The organism is Comamonas sp. (assembly GCF_036666375.1).
Taxonomy (GTDB): domain Bacteria; phylum Pseudomonadota; class Gammaproteobacteria; order Burkholderiales; family Burkholderiaceae_C; genus Comamonas.
Genome location: NZ_JAVWWA010000097.1, coordinates 8,174 through 20,892, shown reverse-complemented (window position 1 = coordinate 20,892; position 12,719 = coordinate 8,174). Strand labels below are relative to the sequence as shown.

General features: G+C 65.7%; 13 protein-coding genes. 12 read left to right on the top strand and 1 reads right to left on the bottom strand.

Annotated elements, in window-relative coordinates; genetic code table 11:
* The first annotated feature begins 494 nt into the window (after positions 1-494).
* The 3 genes from RR928_RS19505 to RR928_RS19495 all read left to right on the top strand — a co-directional run bounded on the left by RR928_RS19505 (position 495) and on the right by RR928_RS19495 (position 3,795).
* A complete protein-coding gene (locus RR928_RS19505) occupies positions 495-1,820 on the top strand; it encodes a type II toxin-antitoxin system HipA family toxin (protein WP_332683839.1) in 1,326 nt (441 codons plus the stop codon).
* A 5-nt stretch (positions 1,821-1,825) separates the two neighbouring features.
* Positions 1,826-2,119: a helix-turn-helix domain-containing protein gene (locus RR928_RS19500; RefSeq protein WP_332683838.1), complete on the top strand. Its 294-nt coding sequence runs from the start codon at positions 1,826-1,828 to the stop codon at positions 2,117-2,119.
* A gap of 110 nt (positions 2,120-2,229) precedes the next feature.
* The gene (locus RR928_RS19495; protein ID WP_332683837.1) at positions 2,230-3,795 is read left to right on the top strand and encodes a bifunctional acetate--CoA ligase family protein/GNAT family N-acetyltransferase; all 1,566 of its coding nucleotides are present in this window, start codon (positions 2,230-2,232) and stop codon (positions 3,793-3,795) included.
* 65 nt (positions 3,796-3,860) lie between these two features.
* On the opposite strand, the gene RR928_RS19490 is transcribed toward RR928_RS19495, so the two are convergent.
* Positions 3,861-5,096, bottom strand: coding sequence for an MgtC/SapB family protein (locus RR928_RS19490; RefSeq protein WP_332683836.1), 1,236 nt, complete (start codon positions 5,094-5,096; stop codon positions 3,861-3,863).
* 348 nt (positions 5,097-5,444) lie between these two features.
* Between RR928_RS19490 and RR928_RS19485 the strand changes: the two genes are divergently transcribed.
* The 9 genes from RR928_RS19485 to RR928_RS19445 form a co-directional block, all read left to right on the top strand.
* The gene (locus RR928_RS19485) at positions 5,445-5,627 is read left to right on the top strand and encodes a BON domain-containing protein (RefSeq protein ID WP_332683835.1); all 183 of its coding nucleotides are present in this window, start codon (positions 5,445-5,447) and stop codon (positions 5,625-5,627) included.
* 14 nt (positions 5,628-5,641) lie between these two features.
* Positions 5,642-6,103, top strand: coding sequence for a BON domain-containing protein (locus RR928_RS19480; protein ID WP_332683834.1), 462 nt, complete (start codon positions 5,642-5,644; stop codon positions 6,101-6,103).
* A gap of 391 nt (positions 6,104-6,494) precedes the next feature.
* The gene (locus tag RR928_RS19475; RefSeq protein WP_332683833.1) at positions 6,495-7,454 is read left to right on the top strand and encodes a Bug family tripartite tricarboxylate transporter substrate binding protein; all 960 of its coding nucleotides are present in this window, start codon (positions 6,495-6,497) and stop codon (positions 7,452-7,454) included.
* A gap of 151 nt (positions 7,455-7,605) precedes the next feature.
* Positions 7,606-8,355: a GntR family transcriptional regulator gene (locus RR928_RS19470; protein ID WP_332549213.1), complete on the top strand. Its 750-nt coding sequence runs from the start codon at positions 7,606-7,608 to the stop codon at positions 8,353-8,355.
* Between the two features lie 279 nt (positions 8,356-8,634).
* A complete protein-coding gene (locus RR928_RS19465) occupies positions 8,635-8,916 on the top strand; it encodes a UxaA family hydrolase (RefSeq protein ID WP_332549215.1) in 282 nt (93 codons plus the stop codon).
* Positions 8,917-8,970: 54 nt separating this feature from the next.
* Positions 8,971-10,146: a UxaA family hydrolase gene (locus RR928_RS19460; RefSeq protein ID WP_332549217.1), complete on the top strand. Its 1,176-nt coding sequence runs from the start codon at positions 8,971-8,973 to the stop codon at positions 10,144-10,146.
* A 200-nt stretch (positions 10,147-10,346) separates the two neighbouring features.
* On the top strand, positions 10,347-11,273 hold the full coding sequence (locus RR928_RS19455) for a Bug family tripartite tricarboxylate transporter substrate binding protein (protein WP_332683832.1): 927 nt from the start codon (positions 10,347-10,349) through the stop codon (positions 11,271-11,273).
* A 52-nt stretch (positions 11,274-11,325) separates the two neighbouring features.
* On the top strand, positions 11,326-12,261 hold the full coding sequence (locus tag RR928_RS19450; RefSeq protein WP_332683830.1) for a hydroxyacid dehydrogenase: 936 nt from the start codon (positions 11,326-11,328) through the stop codon (positions 12,259-12,261).
* Positions 12,262-12,264: 3 nt separating this feature from the next.
* Positions 12,265-12,719, top strand: a 455-nt coding sequence (locus RR928_RS19445; RefSeq protein WP_332683828.1) for an Ldh family oxidoreductase, incomplete at its 3' end; no start/stop codon positions are given.

The following is a 12,719-nucleotide window of genomic DNA, read 5'->3' as shown; positions in this document are numbered from 1 at the left end:
GGGCGGGTCGCAGGTCATCGCGCGGGAGCCGCGGCTGTGGCCCAAGTCGCTGGTGGGGGCGCGGCCTGGATCATGGGCGCATCCATCGCGCAACCGATCTCGCAAATGAAGCGGAGAAGTACCGGTGGCAGAGGCGAGCGATGTCGTTGACAGCCCGTATATGAGCGCGCAAATCAGCTCACCCTGCGACCAGCCAGGCCACTTTCCCCCGCGCATGCCATGAGGCGCCGGCGCCCTTGGTCGCTTGGCCATGGGGTTCTGGAATGAACGCCGGCCATGCTCTATTCATCGAAGATAGGGGGCGTGCTGCGCATTCCGATCAGGCACAGGCGCGACGCGCGCTGGCGCTCTTTGGCAGATGCCTTGCAACATCTGTTTCAGATTTCCATTGCCTACAGTGGAGCAGTGGCACCTCGATGCAAGACCTTATTTGCACGGAAAAACAGCAAAACAACCTGCATAAAAGCATTTAATTTTGTTAGAATTTCGTGCAAATGAGTGATTGCACCCTCCAACTACATGCGCACGGCGCCTGGCACGATGTGGCCAGCGTGCGCCTGCATGGTGCGGACAACGACGGCTGGAAAGCCAAGTCCTATGCGGGCTACGCGGTGGACTGGGCGTTCGAGCACATCGGGGAAAATGACGCGCATGCGTTGTGCGCGCGCTGGCCCGTGGGCCTGGAGCCGCTGCAGCTGCCGCATTGGCCGGTGTTCCTCATCGATCTGCTGCCCCAGGGTTTCGGTCGCCAGGAATTGTTGCGGCGCATAGGTCAGTCACCCATGGCGGGCGAGGTCGCCGATTGGCCTTTGCTGCTGGCCGGCTCAGGCAATCCCATTGGCAACCTGCGCGTCAAGGAAGCAGCCGCATGGCTCGCTGCCCATGCCGGCGGCTATCGCGGCTTTACCGATGACGAGGTCGCGCAGCGCGGCGACGAGTTTTCTGAATATCTGGCCGCCCATGGCTTGTTCGTTGCGGGCTCCTCGGGGGTGCAAGGCGAATGGCCCAAAGTGTTGCTGACACGTGCGCATGATGGCCTGCTGTATCTGGACCATACGCTGGCGGATGAACAGGCGAGCAAGCATTACATCGTGAAATTCGGCCGCGGCACCGATCCCGCAATGGCCAGCATCCTGCGCCACGAGGCGGTGTACATGAAGTTGGCCCAGCAACTGGGGCTGCGCGTGCATGCGCCGCTGGTGCTGCGCGAGCGCGCGCTGTTCATTGAACGTTTCGATCGGCGGGTGCAGGGCGGCACCGTGGTGCGCCTGGCCCAGGAAAGCATTGCCACGCTCACCGGCATGCCTGGCTTCGAGGCCGTGCCTTCGCATGACCAGGTCTGCGAGAGCTTGCTGCGGTATTGCACCGATCCGCAGCATGAAGTGCTCGAGTACCTGCGGCGCGATGTCGCCAATCTTGCGCTGGGCAACAAGGACAACCACGCTCGCAACACGGCGCTGCAACGCGATTTCTCCGGCCGCATCGGATTGACGCCGCTGTTCGACTTTGCCCCCATGTACCTGCATCCCGACGGCATCGCGCGGCGCATTCGCTGGGACGGTAATGATGGCGGGCAGCCCGACTGGTCGCGTGTGCTGGACGCCGTCTGTGAAAGTGCCGACCGCGTGCGGCGCGCGCGTCGCAAGAAAGGCCCTGAGCTGCTGCAGCGCGCGGCACTGGCGCAAGGCCTGCGGGCGATGGTGCCCGCGCTGCAACGCATCGCCGCCGAAGGCGAGGCGATGGGCATGGAAGCAGAGGTGTTGAAGCACCTGCGCCCCGGCCTCATGGCGCGCGCGCAAGAACTGACGGCCTTGGCCTGAGCCGCATGGACAAGCGTTTCAATCCCCTCACGATTGTCGAGCAGCTGGAGTTGCGCCAGCAGGCCGTGGAGGATGTGCTGTCCCACCCCGAGTGGTCGTTGCCCGAGGCCGTGCGCCATTTGAGGAAGACGATGCGGCTGACCACGGCCGAGATGGCCAAGCTGTCTGGCGTGGCCTACCGCACGCTGCAGGATATCGAACAGGAACGCAGCGAAGGCAGCGTGGCGACGATGAATCGCATTTTCGGCGTGGTGGGTCTCAAGTTGGGCGTGGCACGCATTGCGCGTGACGCGCAGTAGGACGCCTGCGGGCTCAGACCCCATGGCGCTCCCCCAGGCACGACACGGGCCCTGGCGGGAGCCGACGCGGCCGTGGCGCGGCGAGCGCCTGGCCATCATCACGAGCGGGCGTGCTGGCGGCGGACGCCCTGGAGCTGGGCGGCAGCAGGCTTGCCACCCTGCGCGAAGAAACCATCGCCCTGCTGGGCAAGCAACTGCCCTTCACCTGGTCGCGCGGCAATCCCATCGACATCATCGGCGACGCCCCGGTGAGCCGCTACCAGCATGCGCGGCAAGTGCTGCTTGCCGCGCCCGAAGTCGATGGCGGGCTTTTCATGCACGCGCCTTCGGCCATTGTTGCGGCCAGCGAAATCGCCTTGTCCTGCCTGCCGAGCATGCAGACCGCGGACAAGCCGGTATTGACCTGCTGGCTCGGCGGCGCCACCGTGGCCGCGGCCAGCCAGGCCACGGCCCAGGCCGGAGTCGCTACGTACGGCACACCCGAGCGGGCGGTCGCGGCCTGGTTGCAGCTGGTCAACCACGCGCGCAACCAGCACGCATTGCAGCAGCTGCCGCACGCCGCCGTGGCGGACTTCATACCGGACCGGCTGCAGGTGCAGTTGCTGCTCGAGCAGGCCCGCGACGAAGGCCGCGAATGGCTGGACAGCGCCTCGGCACTGGCGTTGCTGCGCGCCTACGGCATCCCCACCGTGGCGACGGTCAGGGTCGCCGATGCGCAGCAGGCCGTCGCTGCCGCCGACGAGATGGGCTATCCGGTGGCACTGAAGATCGTGTCGCCGCAAATCATCCACAAGTCCGATGTCGGCGGCGTGATGCTGGGCCTGGCGAGCGCCGACGAGGTTAGGAATGCTGCCATCAAGATGACCGACCAACTCCAGCAGCAGCAGCCGCAGGCCGCACTGCAGGGGTTCACGGTGCAGGCCATGGCCCAGCGCAAGGGTTCGCATGAATTGATCGTAGGCGTCACAGACGACGCGGTGTTTGGCCCGGCGCTGCTGGCCACGCTGCAGAAAGTCTCGCAGTTGGCCTGTGACCAGTCCTGCTTGGCTGAGCTGGACATCAATCCGCTGCTGGTCGACGAACAGGGCGTATTGGCGCTCAATGCCCGCGTCAGGCTGTTGCGCAGCAGCGCAACGTCCTGCGGGTCCAGCCGGCTGGCGATCTGCCCCTACCCAGCAGAGCTGGAAGACAGCATATGCATCGACGGCAGCCAGTTGCTGCTGCGACCGATACGCCCCGAAGATGGCGAGCGGCTCAAGACCTTCTATGCCGCGGCATCGCCCAGCGATATGCGGCTGCGGCTTTTCATGTCGCGCCGTGAAGTGCCGCATTCCGAACTGGCGCGTTACAGCCAGATCGATTACGACCGCGAAATGGCTTTTGTCGCACTGGCCGGGCAGGCGATGGTGGCCGAGGTGCGCTCGGCGTGCGATCCCGACAATCTGCAGGCGGAATTCGCCATCCAGGTGGCTTCGCAATGGCACGGCAAGGGTCTGGGGCATGTGCTGCTGAGCAAGCTGATACGCAACCTGCGCGAGCGCGGCACCGCCGAGATCGTCGGACAATGCCTGCCGGACAACGCCGCCATGGCGGCGCTGGCCCGGCGCGCAGGATTCGAGGTGTCTTTCGATCCCATGAAAAAGATCATGGCGCTGCGCCTGGTGTTGCGGCGCTAGCCGCCCGGGCGCAGACCGGCGCAGGCAGTCGGGATCGCCGACCCAGGCCTCGGTCCCGGCGGCCGTCAGTTCTGCCACCAAAGCGCCAGCGCGGCCGCAGCCGCCATCGATACAAGGCCCAGCCCTATGCCCATGCCGTAGCGCCAGCCGCCCACGACGAATGCCAAGCCCGACTTGGCCAGCGTGCTGGCGGTGAGCACCGCGACGCAGCCCCACTGCGCCATGGCCAGGGAAAGGCTGCCCGAAGAATGCAATTGGGCCATGCTGGCGGCTGCCGCATGGGCCTCGGCCAAGGCCGCAATCCCGGCCGCGGCAAGCACGCCCGCGCTGCCGAAAAGCTGTTGCAGCCAGGACGCAAGCAGCGCCACCAGGGCCATGACGGCCGCGAGCAGCAAGGCCTGCGACAAGGTGAAAGCCTGTGCCGCTTGCGCCTGCACGGTCGCGTCCTGCGCCGGCGCACGCCACAGGCACAGCGCGGCTGCCGCTGCAAGGCAAAGCGCCGCGGCTGCCAGCGGCACCAGCATGGCCAGCAGCAAAGGCATGGACGCCGCGCCCAGCACGGCCGCAAGCAGGCCCAGCGACGCCAGCTGGGACAGCATGGCACAGGCGCAGGCGGCAGTCCAAGGCTGGCCGGCGCTCCTGGTGCTTTGGCCGAAGTGCACAACTGCTGCCGTGGAAGAAGCGAAACCCGAGAAAAATCCGGCCACCGGCTGGCCCCAGCGAGCGCCCAGCGCGCGCGTCAGCACATGGCCCAGCATGCCTACGGCCATGACCAGCACCACCAGCCGCCACAGTGTAGGCAGGCGCAGCACGCCCCAGGGATCGACGGGCTGCTGCGGCAAAAGCGGCATCACCACCAGGGCGGCCGCGGCCAGCAACAGGCCGTCGCGCAGCTCATGCTCGCGCAGCAGTTCACGGCTCCAGCGTTGCAGCACGCCCTTGGAGTGCACCAGCAGCGCGCACAGCACGCCCAGCGCCGCCGCCGTGGCGGCGCTTTGATGCGACAGTGCGCCCAGCGTCAGCGAAAACAGCAGGACCACTTCGCCGGTCAGGCCGGGGTCGCGCCGGGCCGAATGCCAGTAGGCGGCCACCGCCAGCGCCCCCACCAGCAGCATTGCCGCGACGAAAGCCTCGGTGCCCAGACTCCACGCCATGCAGCCGAGCAGGGCCGTCAGCGCATGGGTGCGCACACCGGCGCTGCTGCGCTGCGCCGGCTCCCGGCGTTCGCTGGCCACCCCGATCAGCAAGCCTACGCCCAGCGACACGATCCAGGGCGCTGTTCCACTCCAATGCTGCAGCATATGACGGTCCTGTGGAGAGTTGTCGGCACCCGGGCCTGCGCATTCCCGCTGTGGTCTGCGCTGCAGCTTGCGCAGCGGGGGATTTCCCGGGTCGTGATGCCTGTGCCACACCAATGCCAGGTTTTCAGTTTACGCCGGGCAGCGCCGCCTCTATCGGCGCACAGGCCGCGTTGCATTTGCCTGCAGGGCCAGGCGCAATGCCCGCGCTGACGCGCACATTCGCGACGCTGCTGGCAAGGCGAAGCGGACATGTCCGGCTTGGCCTGGGGCCGCAGCCGGGCGGCGTCACTGCGGCCGCGGCAAATACCATGGCCGTGAGCAATGGGCTCGCACCATAGAGGAGAACATATGTCCGTCAATCGCACCGATGCCAGCGTCAAAAAGGACGTCGAGGACGAAATCAAATGGGATCCTGCCGTCCGGGATGACAACATGATTGCCGTGACCGTCAGGGACGGGGTGGCGACGCTTACCGGCTTTGTCAAAAACTACATGGATTCCTACTATGCAGGAAGGCGGCCAAGCGTGTGACCGGTGTGACTGGCGTGGCCAACGACATCGAGGTGAGACTTCTGACGGAGCGCACCGACTATGAAATTGCCGAGGAAGCCGTCAAGGCGCTGCAGCGGGAGTTGCCGACGATTTCTGAAAGCATCAAGGTCGTCGTGAAAGATGGCTGGCTCAAGATCGAGGGCGAGTGCGACTGGAATTACCAGAAGGAATGCGCTGAACGGGCGCTGCGCTCCATCAACGGCATCAAGACCATTTCCAACCTGATCACCGTGAAGGAGCAGGCCACTCCGGTGGATATCAAGCAGAAGATAGAAGAAGCGCTGGTGCGCAATGCCCGGCTTGACGCAGACCGGATCACGGTCGAAGTCGCGGGCGGCAGGGTCACCTTGCGCGGCAAGGTCCGATCGCTGGCGGAGAAAACGCAGGCCCAGCGCTCGGCCTGGGCGGCGCCGGGCATCACCTGGGTCGAGAATGCGATTGCGGTAGCCCCCTGAGACCATCGACGCAAACCGCACAGCAGCCTGCCTCAGCCTGCAGTGTCGCGCGCGGGCCGTCGCGCTCACCAGATTCCCATCGCTGGCCATGGTCCGTCTGCACGTCGGCGCCCTTGTCCCGCTGCTGCGACCATGCCAGGCGCAGCGGCCGTATCGGCGCATTTCCGCCGCTGCTGGAAAGTCCGCAGCATGGCTGAAATGACAACGTTAGCCTTTCGCGCACTCATTCCAATAATTTCCATGTTTGCTTGAAAACAGCAAGTTATGCAATAGGTCAGACGCCAATTTTCAGCAACAATGACAACGTTATCATCCGATGGAGTTTTTCAACAGATGCGTATGCCGGCATGGCCGGGCGGCGTCTACCGATTCCATAACGCAGGAGACATGAATGAAGAAAACCCTTGCAGCGCTGTGCCTGGGCCTTGTCGCACTCGCGGCGCAGGCCCAAGGCTGGCCGGAAAAAACCGTCACGCTGGTGGTTCCGTTTCCTCCAGCCGGCTCGACCGATCAGGTCGCGCGTGCCGTGGGGCCGCTGCTCACCAATGCCTTGAAACAGTCATTCCTCGTCGACAACAAGCCCGGCGCCACGGGAACGATTGGCGCGACCTTCGTCAAGCGCGCGCCCGCGGATGGCTACACCTTTCTCGTGAGCTCGCTGGGTCCGCTGGCGATCACGCCCCATCTGATCAAAGGCATGCAATATGACCCGCTCAAGGATTTCGATCTGATCACGGTGGCCGTGCAATCGCCCAACGTGCTGATCGTGCCCGCGAATTCGCCCTACAAATCGGTGGCCGACGTGATCGCCTATCTGCGCGCGAATCCCGGCAAGATGACATTTGCTTCGGCGGGCCACGGCACCAGCGACCACCTGACTGCCGAGCTGTTCTGGCAGCAGACCGGCACCTCCGCCATCCATGTGCCGTACAAGGGCGGCGCGCCCGCCCATGCCGACATCATGGGCGGCCAGGTCGATGCCTCGTTCCAGAACATCAACGCGGTGGTGCAGTACATCAAGGGCGGCAAGATGCGCGCCCTGGCCATCACCAGCGCCGCGCGCTCCCCGGTGCTGCCCGACGTGCCCACGCTCGCCGAAGCCGGAGTGAAGAACGTGGAAGTCACCTCCTGGCAGGCCATCGTTGCCCCCAAGGGCCTGCCGCCCGCGGTGCGCGAGAAGGCGCATGCCGCGTTTGCTCAGGCCTTGAACGACCCCAAGGTCAGGGACCAGTTCGTCTCCATAGGCTTCGAGATGGTGGTCAACACGCCGGCCCAGTTCGCGCAGTTCCAGCGCCAGGAATACGCGAAGTGGAAGTCGGTGATCGAGACCGGAAAGATCACCATCGACTGAGGTCGGGCAGGGCTGAAACATCCCCATGCGCGGCGCAGCGCGCAGGCGGCGACGGGGCGGTGCGAACGGGCAGGGCGGCAGGAAAGAGACCTTAAAATCGCTGCAGCCACTGTGCCGCCCGTTCCCCGTCTACCCAAGGCATGATGACCGCATGACCCTATTGCCCGCCGCAACCATCAGTGCCCAGCCCGGTATCGCCTACCGCAAGGTCAAGAGCATTCTGATCTCCGAGATCGCGTCCGGAGCGCTGCAGCCTGGCGTGAAATTCCCCAATGAGACGGTGTTGGCGAAACGCTTCGGCGTGTCGGTCGGCACGCTGCGCCGGGCCGTCGAGGAGCTGGTCGCCGAGAACATCCTGGTGCGCCAGCATGGCCGCGGCACTTTCGTGCGCAGTCTCGACGAGGAACGCTTTCTGTTCCAGTTCTTCAAGCTCGCCGACCGGGACGGCAATTTCGAGTATCCCAAGGTCGAACTCGTGGCCTTCAGCCAAGGCGCGGCGAATTCACAGGAAGCCAAGGTGCTGGGCCTGCAACCCGGCGACGCGGTGTTCCGGCTTGAAAACGTGCTGTCGCTGCAGAACCTGGCGACGGTGCACGATCGCATCTCCATCGACGCGAAACTGTTCGAGGGCCTGACGCAGCAATGCCTGACTCAGCGCGCGGGCACGATCTACGAGCTCTACCAGCGCCGCTTCGGCGTGACGATCGCCTGCGCCGACGAACGTCTGCGCGCCGAAGACGCGGATGCGCGCAGTGCAGAACTGCTGGGCATCGCGCCGGGCACCTCGGTGCTGCGCATCGAGCGCGTGGCGTTCACCGTGCAGAACCGGCCCTGCGAATGGCGCATCTCCATCGTCAACTCCAGCCGCGTGGACTACGTGTCCCGCTCCGCGCACAACTGAAGCGCGCAGCGCGCGGCATTCTGGCAGCCGCCGCGCCGCGTTGCAGCGCTCAGAGCCCTGGTTGCCCCGGGCACGACAAGCCAAAACCTTTTCTGACTGACTGCGCATAGCAGGCGGACGCCGGCCCCGGTGCGCGCGCAAACGCCGCGTATTTCCCGACTGGGAAAACCCTGAATGCAAAGTCATACATATGACTTATATTTCTTTTCAGGCGATTCAGATTCGCTGACGCGAGTCGCCAGGCCATCCCCAGCCCCAGCGAAACCAAGGAGAAATCTCTTGATCCACTGCGTACTGCATGAAGAAAAGGACAGCGTCGCTGTCGTCGTCGTCGAAGGCATCACCGCCGGGCAAGACATGAATGCGCTCATCCTGGATGACGATCGCACGATCACCATCCAGGCCAATGCAGCCATCCCCATCGGCCACAAGGTGGCAGTGCGCGACATGGAGGTGGGCGACACGGTGATGAAGTACGGCACGGACATCGGCAAGGTCGTGGCACGCATCGCCACCGGCGACCACGCCCACGTGCACAACATCAAGACCAAGCGCTGGTAAGCCCAGCGCCCGCACCTGCGCCAAGCAACCCCGTCCACTCAAAGGCTCTACCTCATGTCCATCATCGATTCATCCACGACCTTCTGGGGCTATCGCCGTGAAAACGGCCGCGTCGGCGTGCGCAACCACGTCATCATCCTGCCGCTCGACGACCTGTCCAATGCCGCCGCCGAAGCGGTGGCGCACGCGGTCAAGGGCACGATGGCCATTCCCCATCCCTATGGCCGGCTGCAGTTCGGCGCAGACCTGGAGCTGCACTTTCGCACGCTGATCGGCGCCGGCTCGAACCCGAATGTCGCAGCTGTCGTGGTGATCGGCATCGAGGACAGCTGGACCAAGACCGTGGTCGACGGCATCGCCGCCACCGGCAAGCCCGTGGTCGGCTTCGGCATCGAAGGCCACGGCGACCACGAGACCATCATGCGCGCGTCGCAGGCCGCAAAGAAGATGGTCCAGCATGCGACCACGCTGCACCGCGTCGAATGCCCGATCTCGGATCTGTGGATCTCGACCAAATGCGGCGAGTCGGACACCACCTCGGGCTGCGGCGCCAATCCCACCGTGGGCAATGCGTTCGACAAGCTCTACGGCCTGGGAACGACCCTGGTGTTCGGCGAAACATCGGAGCTCACCGGCGGCGAGCATCTTGTCGCCGCGCGCTGCCGCACCGACCAGGTGCGCGCCGACTTCATGAAGATGTTCGACGGCTACCAGGAGATGATCAAGCGCCATGCGACCACCGATCTGTCGGATTCGCAGCCGACCAAGGGCAACATCGCCGGCGGCCTGACGACCATCGAGGAGAAGGCGCTGGGCAACATCCAGAAGATAGGCAAGAAGTGCATGGTCGACGGCGTGCTCGACAAGGCCGAGACTCCGGACAAGCCCGGGCTGTGGTTCATGGACTCCTCGTCGGCCGCGGCCGAGATGGTGACGCTGTGCGCGGCCTCGGGTTTCGCGGTGCATTTCTTTCCCACCGGCCAGGGCAATGTGATCGGCAACGCCATCGTTCCGGTGATCAAGATCTGCGCCAACCCGCGCACCGTGCGCCTGATGAGCGAGCACATCGACGTCGATTGCTCGGGCCTGCTGCAAAAGGAGCAGACCATGGACGCGGCCGGCGACCTGCTGCTGGAGATGATGCTGCAGACCATCAACGGCCGCTTCACCTCGGCAGAAGCACTGGGCCACCGCGAGTTCGTGATGACGCGGCTGTTCGAAAGCGCCTGAGCGCCAGCAGCTCGGCGGCGCGCCACAACGCCGCCGGCTGCGCCTGCCTGCGCCAGGCGGCGCGGCTTTCCCTCCTGCCGTGCGGCATGCACGGCAACGCATTCCCACGCCAAGAATCGACAGAGGAGTTCCGGATGACCACATGGTGTAATCGGCTTACGAGACGTAATGCCCTTCACGCGATCGCATCGGCCAGCGCCGTGTCGCTCGTCCCCTCCCTGGCCGCGGCCCAGGACGGCTATCCGTCCAAGCCGATACGCTACATCGTGCCGTTTCCGCCCGGCGGCCTGACCGACGTGATGGCGCGGCTCATCGCCCAGAGCACGGGCATGGCCATCAAGCAATCCGTGCTGGTCGACAACCGTGCGGGCGCGAGCGCCAACCTCGGTGCCGACCTCGCAGCCAAGTCCAGCCCCGACGGCTACACCTGGCTGGCGATCACGCTTGCGCATGCGGTCAACCAGTCGCTGTTTTCCAACCTGCCGTACAGCCTCGAGAAGAACCTGGCTCCGGTCGCGCATCTGGCAACCAGCCCGCTGGTGCTGGTGGTCAATGAAAACAATCCCGCAAGAAGCGTCGCCGACCTGCTGGCGCAGGCGCGCGCCAAACGGCTGAACTGCGGCTCCAGCGGCAACGGCACGCCGCCGCACCTGGGCATGGAGCTGCTGGCGCTCAACGCCAAGATCGAGGTCTCGCACATTCCCTACAAGGGCGGCGCGCCTTCGCTCAATGATCTGCTGGGCGCGCAGCTCGACTTCATCGTCTCCAATCTGCCCGAGTCCTCGACCTATGTGAAGGCCGGCAAGCTGCGCGCGCTGGCCGTGACTTCGGCAAGGCGCCATCCTCTGCTGCCCGACGTGCCCACGTTTGCGGAAGCCGGACTTCCGGGCGTGGAGCTCGAGAACTGGACGGGGTTGATGATGCCGGCCGGCACGCCCAAGGCCGTGATCGACCGGGTCTCGGCGGAAGCGATCAAGGCCGTCACCTCCAAGGAGATATCGGAGCGTGTCGGCGCCATGGGCTTCACCTCGACCGGGCTGGGGCCCACGGAGTTCGGCGAGCTGATCAAGAAGGATGTGGCCCGCTGGCGCGAAATCGTCAAGGCACGCAACATCCAGACCGGCTGATCCCACCGCCCGCCGCTGCCGCCCGCCGCTCCACTTCCTACGGAACACCACCATGTCACTGCAGAAAATCGTCATCACCGAGTTCATGGACCAGGCAGCCGTCGATGCGCTGCGCGCCGACTTCGAGGTGGTCTACGACCCCGGCCTGGTCGATGATGGCGCGCGGCTGCATCAGGCCGTGGCCACGGCCGACGCCGTGATCGTGCGCAACCGCACGCAGCTGCGCGGCGAACTGCTGGCCGCGTGCACCAGGGCGCGCGTGATCGGTCGTCTGGGCGTGGGCCTGGACAACATCGATGTCGAGGCGTGCAAGGCGCGCGGCATGGTGGTGATTCCCGCCACCGGCGCCAATGCGCTGGCCGTGGCCGAATATGTCATCGCCACGGCAATGCTGCTGCTGCGCGGCGTGTATCTTTCGAGCGCCCAGGTCGCCGGCGGGCAGTGGCCGCGCGCGGCGCTGTCCAACGGACGCGAGACCGCAGGCACCTGTCTGGGCCTGGTCGGCTTCGGCGGAATAGGGCGGCTGGCCGCCGGCCTGGCGCAGGCACTGGGCATGCGCGTGGTCGGCCATGACCCGATGGTGGCGCCGGACCATCCCGCCTGGCGGCAATACGGTGTCACGCCGCTGGGCCTGGACGCGCTGCTGGCCTGCGCCGACGTGGTGAGCCTGCATGTGCCGCTGACGGCGCAGACGGCCCACATGCTCTCGGCCGCGCGCATCGCGCAGATGAAGCCGGGCGCCATCGTCATCAACACCGCGCGCGGCGGCATTGCCGATGAGGCCGCGGTTGCCGCCGCCTTGAAGGAGGGCAGACTGGGAGGGGCGGCCTTCGACGTTTTCGAGCCCGAGCCGCTGACCGTGCCCAACGTCTGGCAGGGCTGCTCCAACGTCATACTCACCCCGCATGTGGCCGGCGTGACCGCGCAATCGAATGTGCGTGTTTCCACGCTGATCGCGGCCGCCGTGGCCCGCACCTTGAAAGACTGAACCATGCTCCATTCCCGCGCCGCCTTGACGGCACTGATCAATGACGTTCTGCAAAAGGCCGGCGCCAGCCCGGCGCAAAGCGCGCCCACGGCCCTGGCGCTGGTCGCAGCCGAGGCCAGCGGCCTGCCGTCGCACGGCCTGTCGCGCGTGCCCATGTACGTAGCCCATCTCAAGGCCGGTCGCGTCATGGGCAACGCCGTGCCTTTCATCGCCAACCAGCGCGCCAGCGCGGTGTTGATCGACGCTGCCAATGGTTTCGCCTTTCCCGCCTGCCGGCTGGCCGTGGACGAGGCCATCACGCGCGCGCGCGCCACGGGCATTGCGATTGCGGCCATCACCAACAGCCATCACTCGGGCATGTCGTCCTACCATCTGGATGCGGTGGCCGACGCGGGCATGGTCGGCATCGCCTGCAGCAATTCGCCCGCGGCCATGCCGGCCGCGGGCGGCAAGCGGCC